A 17,264-nucleotide genomic window follows, 5' to 3' on the forward strand; every position below is an offset into this window, starting at 1 on the left:
TGTCTGGCGACAAACACGGCTTTTGCATACGGAAATGAACAGGGGCGAACCGAAGTCCGCCCCTGTCCTGCAATCGGCTATTTGAGTCAGCCTGACTTTCTTACTTGGTCTTGATCGTGTAAAGCGCTGTCTTGCCTGCTTCGACCTGACCGCTGGCCACCTGGGCAAGTCCGGAAAAATCGTCGGAATTGCTCAGCACCACCGGGCTGATGATCGAAGCTGCATTGGCAGCCAGATAATCCAGATCCAGCTCAAGCACCGGATCACCCGCCTTTACGCGACTACCCTGTTCAGCCAGGCGGGTAAAGCCCTGACCTCCCAGTTTTACCGTTTCGATACCGATGTGAACAATGAGTTCGGCACCGCTATCGGCAACCAGCGCGAACGCATGGTTGGTATTGAAGATCTTGGCCAGAACACCATCAGCCGGAGCCACCACGGTTTTCCCGGTCGGGCGGATGGCTACGCCATCGCCCACTGCCTTGCTCGCAAAAGCGGCATCCGGTACATCCTCGAGCTGGACAATCTCGCCACTGACCGGAGCCAGCAGGACAATGCCATCTGCAGTTGCGGTAGCGCCACTCGCAGCCGGTGCGGACACCGGCGCTGCTGGTGCGGCCTCACTTACTTTTTTGCTGCATCACCCCCGAGCAGCTTGCGCATGGCAGCCGCTACGAGCTCAGCCTTCGGTCCGATAATGATCTGGACGTTGGTGCTGTTGAGCTTGATGACACCGCTGGCGCCTGCGCGCTTGGCAGCAGCCTCGTCAACCTTGGCGGTATCCACCAGAGTCAGACGCAGACGGGTAATGCATGCATCGATGTCGGAAATGTTGGCAGCACCACCAATCACGTTCAGATAAGTCTGAGCGAGAGTGTCGGTATCGCTTGCACCGGCAGCAGCAACCGGAGCGGCTGCGGCAACACCTGCATCGGCAACTTCATCATCTTCACGACCCGGAGTCTTCAGATTCAGCATCTTGATGACAGCAGTGAACGAGAAGTAGTAAATCGCGAAGAACACCAGGCCTTGCACGATCAGCATGAACCAGTTAACCGCCAGCGGGTTGCGGGCAGACAGCACCATATCCACCAGACCGGCACTGAAACCGAAACCGGCAATCCAGTGCATCTGCGCGGCGATGAATACCGATACACCAGTCAGGAAGGCGTGCAGCACATACAGCACCGGAGCGACGAACATGAACGCGAATTCAAGCGGTTCGGTTACACCGGTGAAGAAGGAAGCAAAACCGGCGGCAATCATCAGGGAAGCAACACGGGCCTTGTTCTGCGGCTTGGCAGCATGGTAGATCGCCAGGGCAGCGCCCGGCAGACCGAACATCATGATCGGGAAGAAGCCAGCCTGATACATGCCGGTTACACCCAGGACAGCCTTGCCTTCAGCCAGGGACTTGGCGCCACCCAGGAAGTTCGGGATGTCGTTGATGCCGGCAACGTCGAACCAGAACACGCTGTTGAGGGCGTGGTGCAGACCGATCGGAATCAGCAGACGGTTGAAGAAAGCGTAGATACCGGCGCCAACCGAACCCAGGCTAACGATGGACTCACCGAAATGAACCAGTGCACCGTAGATTGCCGGCCAGATCACCATCATTGCGAAGGAAACGAAAATCATCACTACGGAAGTGACGATCGGCACCAGACGACGGCCAGAGAAGAAGGCCAGTGCCTTGTGCAGCTCGACACCGCTGAAGCGGTTATAGAGTTCTGCAGCAATCACACCGCACAGGATACCGACAAACTGGTTCTCGATTTTCTTGAACGCAGCCGGAACCTGCTCCAGCGGAATACCCTGAATCTGGGCCACAACGTTCGGCTTCAGGAGGGTAGTCAGCACCAGATAGCCAACCAGACCAGCAAGGGCGGCAGCACCGTCCTTGTCTTTCGACATACCATAAGCAACACCGACAGCAAACAGGATTGCCATCTTGTCGATAATTGCCGCACCCGCTTGGATCAGGAAGGCGGCAACGGCGCTGTCAGCACCCCAACCGTTCGGATCAAGCCAGTAACCGACACCCATCATAATCGCTGCGGCCGGCAGAACTGCCACCGGCACCATCAGCGCGCGACCAATTTTTTGCAAATAGCCTAGAACGCTCACTTTGGTTTCCTCATATAGAAAATAACGAAACGACCTTTCAGCAAGACTTGCCAACTGCAGTCAAACACGAATTTGTTGCAGCGGCAGCAAGATCCAACCAATGCTTTCTTGCCAGCTTGGCGCCAGCCGGAAAACAGATACGTTCGCCTCCTCCTGTTATTGATTGACAAACAATCGAGCCAGCCTCAGGCACTACCCGTCAGGGATAAAACCTGACTGGATTATTTACCCGACCTGCATGCGGCACAACACTAAAACAGCAAATACTGTACCCCACGTTACAAAAGGGCCAATGAAATCAGTCCTTTCGTGAACATCGCCACTGGTTTTCTGTAGGCAAAACACGACAAACTACGGAAAAACAGGATAGCAACGCAGGATGCAAAGCCCGAACACCGTGACGAAAAACACCTTCACCGGCGAACAATCGTGAGATTTACATCTCGCAACACCAATCATCTTGAGCTTGCGCAAATCGGGCAAGCGGGGAATCACTTCTTGACCATTTGCAACATATCTTTACAAAGACCAATTCGGTCGTCATCAAACCGTAGCATGCTGCTTGCACACTACGCGATTTCGTCCGCTTTACGCAGCGAAACCCGGCAAAGGTTGCTTTCCGCTGGCTGTTTGCTCGGTTAGAATGCGCACTTCAGTTTTCACCATGGTATTCAACCTCATGCTTACAGGTAGTCTGGTCGCATTGGTCACCCCCATGCACGCTGATGGTTCACTGGATTTCGACGCGCTGCGTCGTCTGGTCGACTGGCATATCGAGCAGGGCAGCAATGGCCTTATCGCCGTTGGCACCACCGGCGAATCGCCGACGGTCGACGTTGAAGAACACATCGAAATCATCCGCACGGTGGTTGAACACGCAGCCGGGCGCGTACCAGTGATCGCCGGCACCGGGGCGAATTCGACCCGCGAAGCCATCCACCTGTCGCAGCGCGCCAAATCGGTCGGCGCCGACTTCGGCCTGTCGGTCGTTCCCTACTACAACAAACCGACGCAGGAAGGCCTCTTCCAGCATTTCAAGGCCATTGCCGAGCAAGGCGGCCTGCCCACCCTGCTCTATAACGTACCGGGCCGTACTGTCGCCGACATGCACAACGACACCGTCGTGCGCCTGTCTTCGATCCCCGGCATCGTCGGCATCAAGGATGCCACCGGCAATCTGGAACGCGCCGCCGACCTGGTCGCCCGCCTCCCGAAAGACTTCGCAATTCTGAGCGGCGACGACGCCACCACGCTCGAATTCATCAAGCTTGGCGGCCATGGCACCATTTCGGTGACTGCCAATGTCGCCCCGAAAGCGATGAGCGAAATGTGCCGCCTCGCCCTCGCCGGCGACTTCACTGCAGCACAGGCCATCGACACGCCCCTGCAGGGCCTGCACAAGAACCTGTTCATCGAAGCCAATCCGATTCCGGTCAAATGGGCTCTCGAGACACTGGGGAAAATCGGCACGGGAATCCGTTTGCCGCTGACCCGACTGTCAAGCGAGCACCAGCAAATTGTTCAGTCAGCTCTGCAGCAGGCTGGTCTGGCGTGATAGCATGCTTTTCCTGTTTATCCCCTGTCACTTTTCGAGTTAGCTAACGCCCGTGAAACCAATGCGATCCCATAGCAAAACCCTGAAACTGGTCCCGCTTGCTGCCCTGCTGGCACTGACTGCCTGCTCGTCCGACCAGATGATGCTGCAAAGCAAGGTCGATTACCGTTCCGGCAGCGACAGCGTGAACAAGAATCCGCTGGAAGTACCGCCCGATCTGACTTCGCCGGCAGCCAGCAGCAATTACACCCTGAGCCGCAGCCAGAACAGCGCAAAAGATTTTGCCAAGGCCGCACAGGCCAGCGGTCCGCAAAAAGTGATGCCGGATACGCCGAAAGCGAAACTGGAGCGCGCGGGTGCCCAGCGCTGGCTGGTAGTCAACAAGGCTCCTGACAAGGTGTGGAACGATCTGCGCGAATTCTGGCTGGCCCAGGGCTTCCTGCTGACCATTGACAACCCGACCATCGGAGCCATGGAAACCGACTGGCTGGAAAACCGCGCCAATCTGCCGCCAGATATGGTGACCAAGCTGCTGAGCAAGGTTGCTGGGCGTTTCCTCTCCACCGGGGAAATGGACAGCTATCGCACCCGCATCGAACCGGGTCGCGAACCGGGCACCACCGAGATCTACCTGAGTCACCGGGGTATGGTTGAAGTGTTCCGTGATGGCTCGACCGAACTGAAACTGGGTGATTCCGGCACAGTTCAGGGCGAAACATCGACGATCTGGACTCCGCGCCCGTCAGATCCGGTACTGGAAGCCCAGATGCTGGCGATGATGCTGCAGCAACTGGGTTACGACAAGGATGCTGCACAGGTTGTGGTTACGCAATCCAAGCCACAAGCGGAACAGGCCAAGGTCAACAGCGACGGCAAAACCCTCTATCTGGCAGACAGTTTCGATCGCGCATGGCGCCGTGTCGGCTTGGCCGTTGAGCGCAGCGGCTTCGTCGTCTATGACCGTGACCGTTCGCAGGGCAGTTACCTGATCCGCCAGGCTGAAATTGATATCGGCAAGGAAGAAAGCAGCAGCTGGACCGATTCGCTGGCCTTCTGGCGCAGCAAGAAATCAACCGAGAAAGCCAAGCTGCCGGAATACACGCTGAAGCTGGTTCAGGAAGGCAATGGTACGCGCATTTCGCTGACCCCCCAGGAAGGCACCGCGCCGAATGCCGCACTGGAACAGAAACTGCTGGCAGCACTGCAGGCCCAGCTCAAATAAGGTTTATGCGGTAACCTGCAAACAAAAGGACAGCAATTGCTGTCCTTTTGTTATTGGTGCGAACTGGCACGATCAGCGCAAGGGCAACAGCAATTGCACCCCCTGCAAGGCTGCGATGGCAAACACGGCGGCCAGCACATCGTCGATCATCACGCCAAAACCGCCCTTTACGCGCCGGTCCAGCCAGCGGATCGGCCAGGGCTTCAGGATATCGAATAAACGGAAAGCCAGAAATGCAGCCAGCCAGCCGGTGAAGGTCGCCGGCACGGTCAGCAGCACCAGCCAGACGGCAACGATCTCGTCAATCACAATGCTGCCATGATCCGGCACGCCCAGCGCACGCCCGGCGCGGTCAGCGCAGAAGCATCCCAGCACAAACACCAGCAGACACAGGGCCAGCACCACGGCATACAAAGGCATGGGTATTGCCTTGCAGCCAAATAAAATCAATGGATACATGGCAACACCCATTAGGGTACCCCATGTACCCGGTGCGGGATAAATCAGTCCGCTACCGAAACCCAGCGCAATGAAATGCGCCGGATGCTGCCAGATGAACCCGACTGCGGGTCGCAAGGAACGGGGCTTGGTCTGTGTACTCATGCCTGTCCAAAGTGGTCAAAACCACCATGTTGCCAGTTGAGGTCGCAACCATCCAGCAGCACCCTCACCCCCTCCCCCTCGGTCAGCCGGCCAATGCGGTGCAGTGGAACGTCCAGCGCTGTGCTCAAGGCCTGGATTTGCCCGCGCGCTACTGACGGCGCACTGAAGCAGAGCTCGTAATCATCGCCACCCGACAACACCGCCTCGCGTCGCAGCGGCTCCGGCAGTACGGCAAGACATTCCGCGGCAGGGATGGCCTCCAGCCACAGCTCGGAGGCGCAGCCGGAGCGCGTGCAGATATGGCGCAGATCGCCCGCCAGTCCGTCGGATAAATCGAGCGCGGCATGGGCAATGCCACGCAATGCCATGCCGAGCGCGACACGCGGCGTCGGCCGCTCCAGCCGGGCATACGCCGCCAGCCGCTCGGCTTCCGGCAGGACGATGCGTCCGGTGCCATGCATCACGCCGGCGGCCGCAGCACCCAGCGTGCCCGAGACCCAGAGATCGTCCCCCGGCAGGCCGGCGCTGCGCAAAAGTCCGCTGCCTTGCGGCAGCTCACCCGCGACCTGGATCGAGATCGTCAGCGGCCCCCGCGTTGTATCACCACCCACCAGCGAAATGCCGTGCTCATCGGCAAGGGTGTGCAGGCCATGACTGAAGCCCGCCAGCCAGGCCTCATCCAGTTCCGGCAACGCCAGCGACAGTGTAAACCAGCGCGGCTCGGCCCCCATCGCGGCCAGATCGGACAGATTGACCGCGAGCGCCTTGTGCCCGAGGCTTTCCGCATCGACATCGGGGAAAAAATGCCGCCCGCTCACCAGCATGTCGACCGACACCGCCAGCTGCATGCCGGTGCGCACGCTCATCAGCGCGCAATCATCGCCCACGCCGAGGTCGGCATTGTGAGCCGGGCGGGTGAAATAGCGCGCAATCAGACCAAATTCGTTCAAATCAGCCTCTGCTCAGGTGGCTGCGCCACCGTTGGCAGGGTGCCAAAACACCCTGCGTCCCGATTTTCCGGTCAAACCGGAAAAAACACATGAAAGCCAGGAAACACCCCCTCGATTTCACCGCCTCCGCCCTGCGCCGGGCTTCGCCCGGAACCTGGTGAGAATGGAGAAACCGACTGTTTCCGCAGCCTGTCAGACAGTACAAAGCCCGGGCACAGGCCCGGGCAGCTTGGTCGGCCACCAGCCTTCAGGGCAGATGGCCTCACGCGGATCATGCCAGCAGGTTCAGCCGCGCGGCTTGCGCTGACGCAGATTCACGAACTCTTCTTCGCGCACATGACTGGCGAGGCGATCCAGCACGCCATTGACGAACTTGTGGCCATCGGCACCACCGAAGGTCTTGGCCAGTTCGATGGCCTCATTGATGATGACCGGGTACGGCGTTTCCGGCATGTGCAGGATTTCATACGAGGCCACCAGCAGTACGGAAAGCTCGACCGGGCTGACTTCATCCATCGGGCGATCAACGTGCGGCTTCAGCGCGACCTTAAGACCCTCAGCCTCTTTCACCGTGCCGAACAGGGCTGTTTTCAGCAGATCGGCATCGGCACGACCATAGCTGGTGCTGGTGTCATGCAGGAAGCGGTCGATGCTGTTGGCCGTATCGCCAGTCATCAGCCAGTGATACACGCCCTGCACGGCGAATTCGCGCGCACGGCGGCGGGCGGATTTCGGTTTGCCGGCGGGCTTTTGCGGGGTAGCGGCTTGTTCGGTCATGCTTGCAGCGCCTTTTGCAGATTGGCCATTTCAACGGCAACACGGGCCGCATCCCGGCCTTTTTCGACCATGCGGACTTCCGCCTGCTCGTCGGTTTCAGTCGTCAGCACAGCATTGGCCACCGGAATCGCGCAATCCAGGCCGACACGGGTAATGCCGGCACCAGACTCATTGGCCACCAGTTCGAAATGATAGGTTTCGCCACGAATGACCGCGCCCAGGGCGATCAGCGCGTCATAGCGCTCGCTCTCGGCCAGCGTCTGCAGCACCAGCGGGATTTCCAGTGCGCCGGGCACGGTCATCAGCAGCACGTCCTGCAGGTTGACGCCCAGGGTTTCAAGCTCAGCGAGGCAGGCATCGCGCAGCCCTTCGCACACCGGAGTATTGAAACGCGCCATCACCACGGCGACACGCAGACCTTTGCCGTCGAGATTGGGGGCGATATAGGGCACTTTTGTTGCCAATGTCATCATTGCTTCCTTTCTGTGTGTTGGTGGACAGGACGCCATCTCCAGGCCCCCTGCACTAATCTGCGATGCGGAGAAACAGGCATCGGCCCTCCGTCATCCAATTCCTAATTGTCAGTTCTTCATTCATCCGTCAGCCGTTTTGCTGCGGGCCGGACGCATTCACTCAGGCGACAGGCGGCACGAATCCGGTTACTTCCAGCCCGAAGCCGGCCATGCTCGGCATCTTGCGCGACGGGCTCATGATCTGCATCTTGCCCACACCAAGATGACGCAGCATCTGGGCGCCAATCCCGTAAGTGCGCATGTCCCATTTCTTTGGTGTACCGAGAGCCAGCTCGGGCAAGGCACGCGCCAGCAGGTCTTCACTCGTTTCAGCGCGGTGCAAGAGCACCATCACCCCGCAACCGGCAGCGGCGATGGCTTCGAGTGCCGGCTGCACGCCCCAGGAATGCGGGGTACTGCCCAGATCAATCCAGTCGATGGCGGAAAGCGGCTCATGCACGCGCACCAGCGTATCGGTCAGCGGATCGGGTTTGCCCTTCACCAGTGCAAGGTGCGTGGCATTGTTCATCTTGTCGCGATAGGCAACCAGCTCGAATTCGCCTGCCACGGTTTTCACCATGCGCCGACCCATGCATTCGATCAGCGTTTCCGTGCGGCTGCGGTAATGGATCAGATCGGCAATCGTGCCGATCTTGAGATTGTGTTCGGCGGCAAATTCCAGCAATTGCGGCAAGCGCGACATCGTGCCGTCATCATTCATGATTTCGCAGATGACGGACGCCGGGCTCAAGCCAGCCATCGCAGCCAGATCGCAGCCGGCTTCCGTATGCCCTGCCCGCACCAGCACGCCACCGGGCTGCGCCTGGATCGGAAACACGTGCCCCGGCGACACCAGATCGCTTGCTTTGGCGCCAATGGCCACGGCCTTCTGGATGGTCAGCGCGCGGTCATGCGCGGAAATGCCGGTCGACACGCCTTCGGCGGCCTCGATCGAGGCCGTGAAGTTGGTGCCAAACGATGAGGCATTCTGCTTCACCATGGGCGCCAGACCGATCTGGCGACAGCGATCGGCGGTCAGCGTCAGGCAGATCAGGCCACGGCCGTATTTCGCCATGAAATTGATCGCTTCCGGCGTAACAAAATCGGCGGCCAGCACCAGATCGCCTTCGTTCTCGCGATCTTCTTCGTCGACGAGCACGACCATACGGCCGGCACGCAACTCGGCAACGATGTCCTGTACGGGAGAAATGGTGACGCTCATGCCCTGGCCTCCAGGCTTACCATGCGCTCGACGTAACGGGCGATCAGGTCGATTTCGAGATTGACGCGATCACCGGGCCGGATCTGCCCCAGCGTGGTCACTGCCAGCGTGTGCGGAATCAGGTTGATCGAAAACTCGCAGCCCTCAGCCACGTCACGCACAAAATTCGTTGTCAGCGACACACCGTTGACGACCACCGAGCCCTTCACGGCCAGAAAACGCGCCAGATCTTTGGGGGCTCGCACGACCAGCTCGCGGTTATCGCCCACCGGATCAAAGCTGACCACGGTGCCGACACCATCGACATGACCCGAAACCAGATGCCCGCCCAGCATGTCACCCAGACGCATCGCCTTTTCCAGATTCAGCGCGCGTCCGGCCTGATCGAGCCCAGCGGTGCAGCGCAGCGATTCATCGGAAACATCGATGCGGTAGCCACCCTCGAAAAGTTCGATCACCGTCATGCACGCGCCATTGTGCGAGATGCTGTCGCCGAGCTGCACATCGGAGAGATCAAGCTGCGGCGCGTGTACCGTGAGCCTGACCCCGCCGGGGAATGGCGCCACATCGGCAATCGTGCCGACAGCCTGGACAATACCTGTAAACATGGGGTTTCCTCAGTCTTGATTCGTGATCGGTGCCGGAGTTGCAGGAGCAGCAGGATCGCACTGTTGCGACAGATATTCGCGCACGCGCGTGCCGGATTTCAGCGAGTTGCAGTGCGGGCAGAAATACTGGGTCGCCCCGCAAGCCTTCATCACATCCAGCGGCTTGCCACAGTCGGGGCAGGGAATGCTCGGATTGTCGCTCATGCGGGCTCCTTCAGAGTATGCATGTCGGTAAACAGTAGCCGGGTACGCAGATCATCGCCAACGAGGCGGCGCTCCAGCACCCGAGGGGTCAGTTTCTGGGCCATGCCGGTCAGATCCAGCTGCGCGATGCCGCGCGCCGGGTCCCCCAGCAGCACGGGGGCCTGATAAAGCAGCATTTCATCGGCCAGCCCCTGTCGTAGCAGGGCACCGGCAAGCGTCGCCCCTGCCTCGACGGTGACTTCATTACAGTGACGCGCAGCCAGGCTCGCCAGCACGGCAGTCAGGTCCGGGCGACCGCTGGCAGACTCCTGCACGGCAATCTCGGCACCGGCATCAAGCAGGGGGCGGTGCCGCGCGGAATCGGTAACGGCAGTCACCAGCAGCACGCCCGGCTCCGCCAGCAGGCGGGCAGTGGGCGGCGTACGCAGCTGGCTGTCGAGCACCACGCGCAGCGGCTGACGCTCGACCGGGCCTGGCCAATCAGCGAGCTCACGCACCGTCAGTTGCGGATCGTCCGCCAGAACGGTGCCGATGCCGGTCAGCATCGCGCACGAGCGCGCACGCAGGCGTTGCACATCGGCACGTGCGGCCGGGCCGGTAATCCATTTCGATTCACCATCGGGCAAGGCCGTTCTGCCATCGAGGCTGCTGGCCATCTTGATGCGCAGCCACGGACGCCCGCGCGTCATCCGTGCAATGAAGCCGATATTCAGTTCGCGCGCCTGCGCTTCCAAGAGGCCGCTGGCAACCGTAACGCCGGCAGCCGCCAGCCGCGCCAGACCGCGACCGGCCACCTGCGGATTCGGGTCCTGCATGGCGGCAACAACGCGGGCAACACCGGCAGCCAGCAGGGCATCCGCGCACGGCGGCGTGCGGCCGTGATGGCTGCACGGCTCCAGTGTCACATAGGCGGTGGCGCCGCGCGCCAGCTCGCCGGCCTGGCGCAGGGCATGCACTTCAGCGTGCGCTTCGCCGGCACGCACGTGCCAGCCCTCGCCCACGACCACGCCGTCGCGCACGATCACGCAACCCACGCGGGGATTGGGTGTGGTGGTATAGAGCCCCAACCCTGCAAACATAAGGGCTTGCTGCATATACCCATGATCTTGTGCGGTAAACACCGCCGCAGTCTGCATCATGCGCGGCTCAATCCTTCTTGCTGACTTCGCGGATCACATCGCGGAAATCTTCCACATCGGAGAAGGAACGGTACACCGAGGCAAAGCGGATGTAGGCGACCTTGTCGAGCTTGGCCAGCTCCGTCATCACCATCTCGCCGATCTGGCGACTGGGAATTTCGCGCTCGCCAATAGCCAGCGCTTTTTGCAGGATGCGGGAAATGGCTTCGTCGACCAGTTGGGTGGGCACCGGGCGCTTGTGCAGCGCGCGGTGAAAGCTGACGCGGATTTTTTCGCGGTCGAATTCCGAGCGCTGGCCGTTCTGTTTCACCACTTGCGGCAGCCGTACTTCGGCCGTCTCGAACGTGGTGAAGCGTTTGTCGCAGACATTGCAGCGGCGCCGGCGACGGACCGTGTCGCCTTCATCAGAAACACGCGAGTCGACAACCTGGGTGTCGGGCGAACCGCAGAACGGGCATTTCATGAAGGCAACTCCATCGGGACGGGCTCCCGCGCAAAGATCAGTCAAAGAACAGATAGGGTTTCTACCGGCATTGTGCAAGATACGCAATGCAGAAAAACCAAAAGGGTGAGCCCGGAAGGACCCACCCTTGCACGGCTGGCCAGGCCAGCCGGTATTACATTACGCGCCGTAAACCGGGAAGCGTGCGGTCAGTGCCTTCACCTTCTCGGCAACGGCAGCCAGATTGGCTTCGTCTTCCGGATTGTCGAGCACATCAGCAATCAGGTGAGCGACCTGGATGGCTTCTTCTTCCTTGAAGCCGCGGGTGGTGATCGCCGGAGCGCCGATGCGGATACCGGAGGTCACGAACGGGCTTTCCGGATCGTTCGGAATGGCGTTCTTGTTCACAGTGATATGTGCCTTGCCCAGATAGGCATCGGCCGCCTTGCCGGTCAGGCCCTTCGGACGCAGGTCAACCAGGAACACGTGGCTCTCGGTGCGGCCGGAAATGATGCGCAGGCCACGCTCGGCCAGGGTCTTGGCCATGGCTGCAGCATTCAGCAGCACCTGTTTCTGGTAGGCCTTGAATTCCTCAGTCGCAGCTTCCTTGAAGGCGACGGCCTTGCCGGCGATCACGTGCATCAGCGGGCCGCCCTGCAGGGTCGGGAACACGTTGGAGTTCAGCGACTTCTCGAACTCGGCCTTGGCCAGGATGATGCCACCACGCGGACCACGCAGGGTCTTGTGGGTGGTCGAGGTCACGAAGTGCGCGTGCGGTACCGGGTTCGGGTAAACGCCAGCGGCGATCAGACCGGCATAGTGCGCCATGTCGACCATGAAGTAGGCGCCAACCTTGTCGGCGATTTCGCGCATGCGCGCCCAGTCAAAACGCAGGGCGTAAGCGGAAGCGCCACCGATGATCAGCTTCGGCTTGGTTTCCAGTGCCACACGCTCCATGTCGTCGTAGTCGATTTCTTCGTTGGCATCGAGGCCGTAGGCCACGATGTTGAACAGCTTGCCCGACAGGTTGGCCGGCGAGCCGTGGGTCAGGTGACCGCCGTGACCCAGGTTCATGCCCATCACGGTGTCGCCCGGCTTCAGGATCGAGAAGTACACGGCCTGGTTGGCTTGCGAGCCGGAGTGCGGCTGCACATTGGCGTATTCCGCACCGAACAGCGCCTTCACACGGTCAATCGCCAGTTGCTCGATCACGTCAACGTGTTCACAGCCACCATAGAAACGCTTGCCCGGGTAGCCTTCGGCATACTTGTTGGTCAACTGGGAGCCTTGTGCTTCCATGACCGCCGGGCTGGTGTAGTTTTCCGAGGCGATCAGCTCGATGTGTTCGTGCTGGCGCACCACTTCGCCGGCGATGGCGGCGGCGAGTTCGGGATCGTATTTTTCGATGGTGACAGATTTGGAGAACATGGCTGGGCTTTCCGGCAGTCAAAAAAATCAAAGCCGGATTCTAGCATGAGCGGGAACATTTCTTGTTTCGCTTCGTTCATGCCGCCATGACCCTGCTTCACGACTTGCCCACCAGGCCGACGGCACGAGAAGCGCGCCCGAAATAATCATAGGTATATCAACACAGCCATTCATATTGAATGGCTAGCGATCAATACCCATTAACCTATCGCCTCGTGCGCTGGAACACCCGTCCCAGCAGCAGCAGCTTGGCCGGCCAGCGCAGGCGTTGATCGGCCACGCCATCGAGAAACTCGGACAGCTGGCGCGATTTCACCACCGTCAGCATGGTCAGCACGAACACCGGCAGCAAGGCCAGCAGGAATATGCCCAGCTTCACCACCGGCGGCTGGCCGGCGTAGTCGAAGAGATTCATCCCCAGGAAGCCCGTGACCGTCGTGCCGATCATCCCCAGAATCGTGACTACCGTCAGGCGCACGACGGTATCGGCCTGGCGGCGCAGATCGTCGTTTTCGAGGTATTGATTCATGCCCTGCACCGATTCGCGCACGTCGGTATACAGGCTCTCGGTATCCAGATGCCGGCGCAGCATCTGGAAGAGCTGATCGGTCAGCACCTGATTCGATACTTCACGGAACCAGTAGCGCTGGTTGAAGCGCAGAAAGCCCTCCAGGCACTGGCGGATTTCGCGTTTGAAAAACCGCACCGAAATGTCATTGCGGATGTTGAGCTGCGACATCGCCACCGCCAGCCGGTCGCGCAGCAAGAGCAGCGACGCCTTGTGAAAATGCGCCACCATCGTTAACAGGAAATGCTGGTGACGGAACTGCCCCAGTGCGCCGGTGCGCGGGTCGGAGAAAAACGCATTGCCGTGCATGCCGACCAGCACGAAGGCGTGGCCGTTGCACATCATCCGCGTCGAGGTGGCCGGATGCTGGCGCTCGGGCACCCAGAAGCGGTCGTAGCAGCAGTTGCGCTCGAATTCCTCGAACACCCTGGGCGAATACGGCAGCGCATCGCCATCGCCCGGCTTGGTCACCATTCCGAGCCGGTAGAAATCTTCTTCACGCAAGGCAAAGGGATCGTCAAACGACAGATAGGCCATCAGCGGCATGCGGTGATATTCCAGCTGCCGGTAACGGATCGCCCCCTCCTCATCCGAGTGATGCGGCACCAGCGGATGCAGCAGGTAATCCCAGTGCGCCGCCATGCGCGTCGAGCGGAATTCCCCCACGTGCGCGAGAAACGCCTTGCGGTCTTCATAATCCGATTCGCACAGCACCGCGCCGTCCGCCCCCAGCCACTCGACGCGCGTCGGGCAATTGGTGGCGTGCTCTTCCTCATCCCACTGCGCCGGAAACGCCCGCCCCAGCCGGAACATCGTATCCTGCACACGCCTGAGCGGCTGATCATCGGCCATGATCTCGAAGGCCAGAATCGCCACATCGATGTCGAAGAAGAAATACAGATCGATGTGCGCCACGCGGAAATCGGCCTGCGCGCCATCCTTGTAGGTCATGCGCACCGTCCTGATGTCGGTGCGGCGGAACACGTGCATGGGCGAACGCCCCCAGGATGCCGCGTCGGCTGCCTCGGTGATCCCCTCGCCATACAGAAAGCGCTGCACATAGGGCAGAAAGGTGACGAACTCGCGGTAATGCCGCTCCTGGAATTCATCCGGCGGGCAATCGAATTCGGTACTGCGCGCCTCCCACATTGAGCCGCTCTTTTTCACCGCCTGCTGCATCAGCTCCCACTGCCGCCCCATCTGCCCGTGCGCCAGCGGCATCAGCTGCAGCGGCCAGATCAGGATCTGGCGGAAATGGCGAACAAGGGGCTCGGACATGACGGGAACTCCGGCGGGTTTGGCTTACAAGCATAGCCGAGAGGCTGTGCAAGAGGAAAATCTGCCGGCTTGACGATCATCACAGGTCAGCCACCTTGGCAGAACGAGCGACTACGCTGATGCCGAGCCCCGGAGACAAAGCAAGGAAGCTCATGCCGCGCAGAAATATGGACACAGAACACGAAGTCCCGACGGCCAATTTGTTTGAGAGCATTCCTCACGCACCGCCTCTGATTTGCGCACCCATTCTTCGGCTAAAAGCCATAAAAAAATACACCAATAATGGCAACCAGAAATCCAGCTACCGCCAATACGGTAGAGACAACATTCACAAACCAGGCATATAAATTAAGCTTATCATCATCAAAAGCCTTATACTCTTTTGTTAACAACAGCCTTCCAGTTTCACGCAGCGGGCCGTTTTGTGTCATGAACACTTCTTTTTTGAGATAACCATGACTGATGCAGTGCCTCATTGCCAGAACCTTAGCCACCACATTCACTAAAACCCCAGGACCAATACCAACCATTATGGAATAAGAAACAGCCAAAAAATAGGGCTCGAGGATTATCAGTGTGTCCATTACCTATCCATTCCACTATTTTTCGTTGAAATCAATCAATCATTTTCGGGTAATATATCCCGCACTAAAGAAACAATATGCCGATTGATGCATAAATCGGGCGCCGCAAGCCCTCCGTCAGTTTAACAGCAGCCGCCACCTCACGGCAAAACAGATCATCATAAAAACAAAGGGTATGCCTCGCATACCCTTTGTCTTGAAAGGCTACAGCCTTATACAAATCAACGTATCAGCACTCGGCCTCAGCTTTTGCCAAAGACTTCATTGATCTGCTGGGTGACGCGAATGAAGGTGGTGCGCTTGGACAATTCCTTCAGGCGGCGGGCGCCGACGTAGGTGCAGGCGGAGCGGATGCCGCCGAGCAGGTCCTGCAGGGTATTGGCGACCGGGCCGCGGTAGGGAATCAGCACTTCCTTGCCTTCGCTCGCGCGGTATTCGGCGACGCCGCCGGCGTATTTTTCCATCGCCGCACGGCTGGACATGCCGTAGAAGCGCTTGTACTGCGCGCCGTCGCGCGCAATCACTTCGCCTTCGGTTTCGTCGTGGCCGGCGAGCATGCCGCCCAGCATCACGAAATCCGCGCCGCCGCCGAAGGCCTTGGCCAGATCCCCCGGCACCGTGCAGCCGCCGTCGGCGCAGATCAGGCCGCCGAGCCCATGCGCGGCGTCGGCGCATTCGATGATGGCGGACAGCTGCGGGTAGCCCACGCCGGTCATCTTGCGCGTGGTACACACGCTACCGGGGCCGATGCCCACTTTTACGATGTCGACGCCGGCGAGAATCAGCTCTTCGGTCATGTCACCCGTCACCACATTACCGGCCATGATGACAAGCTGCGGATACGCCGCGCGCACCTTCTTCACGAAGGCGACAAACTGCTCGGAATAGCCGTTGGCGACGTCGATGCACACGTATTCGACGGCGCCGGGCGCGCGCGCCATCACGTCCTGGAATTTGGCGTAGTCCGCCGCACCGATACCCATGCTGTAGAAGGCATTGCTCTTGACCGGCAAGCCGCCGAAGAACGCCACCAGTTCATCGGCCTGGTAATGCTTGTGCAGCGCCACCGACAATTGCTGATCGGCAAAGGCGCGCGCCATTTCCATGGTACCCACGGTATCCATATTGGCGGCGATCAGCGGGATGCCCTGATACTGCTTGCCGGAGTGCACAAACACGTATTCGCGGCGGATGTCGACCTCGCTGCGCGAGGCCAGCGTGCTGCGCTTGGGACGGATCAGGACGTCCTTGAAATCCAGCTTGATTTCCTGCTCGATATGCATGACCTATACCTCTGTAACCTTCACGAATAAATGACTACAGGCTTATACATGGCAATGTATAACCTGCAGCGGCAGACGTGAAAACAGCCACCGGCAGCGTGGCTTGGTGGCTGTGTTCTGGTGAAGCTTACGCCTGCGCGGGCACGCTGGCGAGGCACTATTCACGCTTTACTGATCAATCACAAACCGGATCAATCACAAACCTTTACAGGCCCTTCACGGCGTAGATGGCCAGCGTGTTGCGCCAATAGCCCTGGTAATCCATGCCGCAGCCAAAGAGGAAGCGGTCTTCAACTTCCATGCCGACGAAATCGGCCTGCACGCCTTCGGCCTTGCGGTTGTGTTTCTTGTCGATGAGCACGGCGACCAGCACCTCAGAAGCGCCCTGCTGCTTGCAGTAATCAATGATGGCGGCCAGTGTGTGGCCTTCGTCGAGAATGTCGTCAACGATCAGCACCGTGCGGCCCTTCATGTCGTCACGCGGCTTGACCTTCCAGTCCAGCTCGCCGCCGCTGGTTTCCTTGCGGTAGCGCGTGGCGTGCATGTAGGACATTTCCAGCGGGAAACGCAGGCGCGGCAGCAGGTGCCCCGAGACGATCAGGCCGCCATTGAGCACGGTGTAGACAATCGGATTGCTATTGGCCAGACGCGCAGAAATGACCCGGCCCATTTCATCCAGTGCGGCCAGCACTTCGGTTTCATCGTGCAGGCAGTCGGCGTTGTCAAGAATGGTACGGGCTTCAGGGAGTTCCATCGTCATGG

The 17,264-nt window shown here is 59.7% G+C and carries 18 protein-coding genes; 2 read left to right on the plus strand and 16 right to left on the minus strand.

The window, feature by feature from the left end; all coding sequences use genetic code 11:
- Positions 1 to 100: 100 nt before the first annotated feature.
- Together H559_RS0105180 and nagE are read right to left on the minus strand one after the other, a co-directional pair.
- A complete protein-coding gene (locus H559_RS0105180) occupies positions 101 to 601 on the minus strand; it encodes a glucose PTS transporter subunit IIA (RefSeq protein ID WP_028451817.1) in 501 nt (166 codons plus the stop codon).
- A gap of 23 nt (positions 602 to 624) precedes the next feature.
- Positions 625 to 2,127: an N-acetylglucosamine-specific PTS transporter subunit IIBC gene (nagE, locus tag H559_RS0105185; RefSeq protein ID WP_028451818.1), complete on the minus strand. Its 1,503-nt coding sequence runs from the start codon at positions 2,125 to 2,127 to the stop codon at positions 625 to 627.
- Positions 2,128 to 2,806: 679 nt separating this feature from the next.
- Here nagE and dapA point away from each other — a divergent pair.
- Positions 2,807 to 3,682 (plus strand): 4-hydroxy-tetrahydrodipicolinate synthase, encoded by an 876-nt coding sequence (gene dapA / locus H559_RS0105190; RefSeq protein ID WP_028451819.1) that lies wholly within the window; start codon positions 2,807 to 2,809, stop codon positions 3,680 to 3,682.
- 61 nt (positions 3,683 to 3,743) lie between these two features.
- Positions 3,744 to 4,904: an NlpB/DapX family lipoprotein gene (gene bamC / locus H559_RS0105195; RefSeq protein ID WP_051278962.1), complete on the plus strand. Its 1,161-nt coding sequence runs from the start codon at positions 3,744 to 3,746 to the stop codon at positions 4,902 to 4,904.
- Between the two features lie 72 nt (positions 4,905 to 4,976).
- On the opposite strand, the gene H559_RS0105200 is transcribed toward bamC, so the two are convergent.
- The 14 genes from H559_RS0105200 to H559_RS0105265 all read right to left on the minus strand — a co-directional run bounded on the left by H559_RS0105200 (position 4,977) and on the right by H559_RS0105265 (position 17,262).
- Positions 4,977 to 5,507, minus strand: a complete 531-nt coding sequence (locus H559_RS0105200; protein WP_028451821.1) for a phosphatidylglycerophosphatase A family protein — start codon at positions 5,505 to 5,507, stop codon at positions 4,977 to 4,979.
- The gene (thiL, locus tag H559_RS0105205; protein WP_028451822.1) at positions 5,504 to 6,457 is read right to left on the minus strand and encodes a thiamine-phosphate kinase; all 954 of its coding nucleotides are present in this window, start codon (positions 6,455 to 6,457) and stop codon (positions 5,504 to 5,506) included. The genes H559_RS0105200 and thiL overlap by 4 nt, the downstream gene beginning before the upstream one ends.
- Before the next feature lie 285 nt (positions 6,458 to 6,742).
- Positions 6,743 to 7,234 carry a transcription antitermination factor NusB gene (nusB, locus tag H559_RS0105210; protein WP_028451823.1) on the minus strand — a complete coding sequence of 164 codons (492 nt, stop codon included), beginning with the start codon at positions 7,232 to 7,234 and terminating at the stop codon, positions 6,743 to 6,745.
- Positions 7,231 to 7,704, minus strand: a complete 474-nt coding sequence (gene ribH / locus H559_RS0105215; RefSeq protein ID WP_028451824.1) for a 6,7-dimethyl-8-ribityllumazine synthase — start codon at positions 7,702 to 7,704, stop codon at positions 7,231 to 7,233. The genes nusB and ribH overlap by 4 nt, the downstream gene beginning before the upstream one ends.
- Before the next feature lie 163 nt (positions 7,705 to 7,867).
- On the minus strand, positions 7,868 to 8,968 hold the full coding sequence (gene ribBA, locus H559_RS0105220; RefSeq protein ID WP_028451825.1) for a bifunctional 3,4-dihydroxy-2-butanone-4-phosphate synthase/GTP cyclohydrolase II: 1,101 nt from the start codon (positions 8,966 to 8,968) through the stop codon (positions 7,868 to 7,870).
- Positions 8,965 to 9,576: a riboflavin synthase gene (locus tag H559_RS0105225; RefSeq protein WP_028451826.1), complete on the minus strand. Its 612-nt coding sequence runs from the start codon at positions 9,574 to 9,576 to the stop codon at positions 8,965 to 8,967. Before H559_RS0105225 ends, ribBA begins: the two co-directional genes overlap by 4 nt.
- A gap of 9 nt (positions 9,577 to 9,585) precedes the next feature.
- The gene (locus H559_RS19060) at positions 9,586 to 9,780 is read right to left on the minus strand and encodes a YfgJ family double zinc ribbon protein (RefSeq protein WP_034639937.1); all 195 of its coding nucleotides are present in this window, start codon (positions 9,778 to 9,780) and stop codon (positions 9,586 to 9,588) included.
- Complete coding sequence (ribD, locus tag H559_RS0105235) at positions 9,777 to 10,901, minus strand: bifunctional diaminohydroxyphosphoribosylaminopyrimidine deaminase/5-amino-6-(5-phosphoribosylamino)uracil reductase RibD (protein ID WP_028451827.1); 1,125 nt, start codon at positions 10,899 to 10,901, stop codon at positions 9,777 to 9,779. Before ribD ends, H559_RS19060 begins: the two co-directional genes overlap by 4 nt.
- 25 nt (positions 10,902 to 10,926) lie before the next feature.
- Positions 10,927 to 11,382 carry a transcriptional regulator NrdR gene (gene nrdR / locus H559_RS0105240; RefSeq protein ID WP_028451828.1) on the minus strand — a complete coding sequence of 152 codons (456 nt, stop codon included), beginning with the start codon at positions 11,380 to 11,382 and terminating at the stop codon, positions 10,927 to 10,929.
- Positions 11,383 to 11,541: 159 nt separating this feature from the next.
- Entirely contained in the window at positions 11,542 to 12,789 is a 1,248-nt protein-coding gene (gene glyA / locus H559_RS0105245) for a serine hydroxymethyltransferase (RefSeq protein WP_028451829.1), read from the minus strand.
- Positions 12,790 to 12,994: 205 nt separating this feature from the next.
- Positions 12,995 to 14,635 (minus strand): magnesium transporter CorA family protein, encoded by a 1,641-nt coding sequence (locus H559_RS0105250; RefSeq protein WP_028451830.1) that lies wholly within the window; start codon positions 14,633 to 14,635, stop codon positions 12,995 to 12,997.
- A gap of 254 nt (positions 14,636 to 14,889) precedes the next feature.
- Entirely contained in the window at positions 14,890 to 15,219 is a 330-nt protein-coding gene (locus tag H559_RS0105255) for a hypothetical protein (RefSeq protein WP_028451831.1), read from the minus strand.
- 242 nt (positions 15,220 to 15,461) lie between these two features.
- Entirely contained in the window at positions 15,462 to 16,502 is a 1,041-nt protein-coding gene (locus tag H559_RS0105260) for a GMP reductase (RefSeq protein WP_028451832.1), read from the minus strand.
- 205 nt (positions 16,503 to 16,707) lie between these two features.
- Complete coding sequence (locus H559_RS0105265) at positions 16,708 to 17,262, minus strand: hypoxanthine-guanine phosphoribosyltransferase (protein WP_028451833.1); 555 nt, start codon at positions 17,260 to 17,262, stop codon at positions 16,708 to 16,710.
- Positions 17,263 to 17,264: the final 2 nt, after the last annotated feature.

This window comes from Chitinilyticum aquatile DSM 21506, assembly GCF_000430805.1.
GTDB lineage: Bacteria > Pseudomonadota > Gammaproteobacteria > Burkholderiales > Chitinibacteraceae > Chitinilyticum > Chitinilyticum aquatile.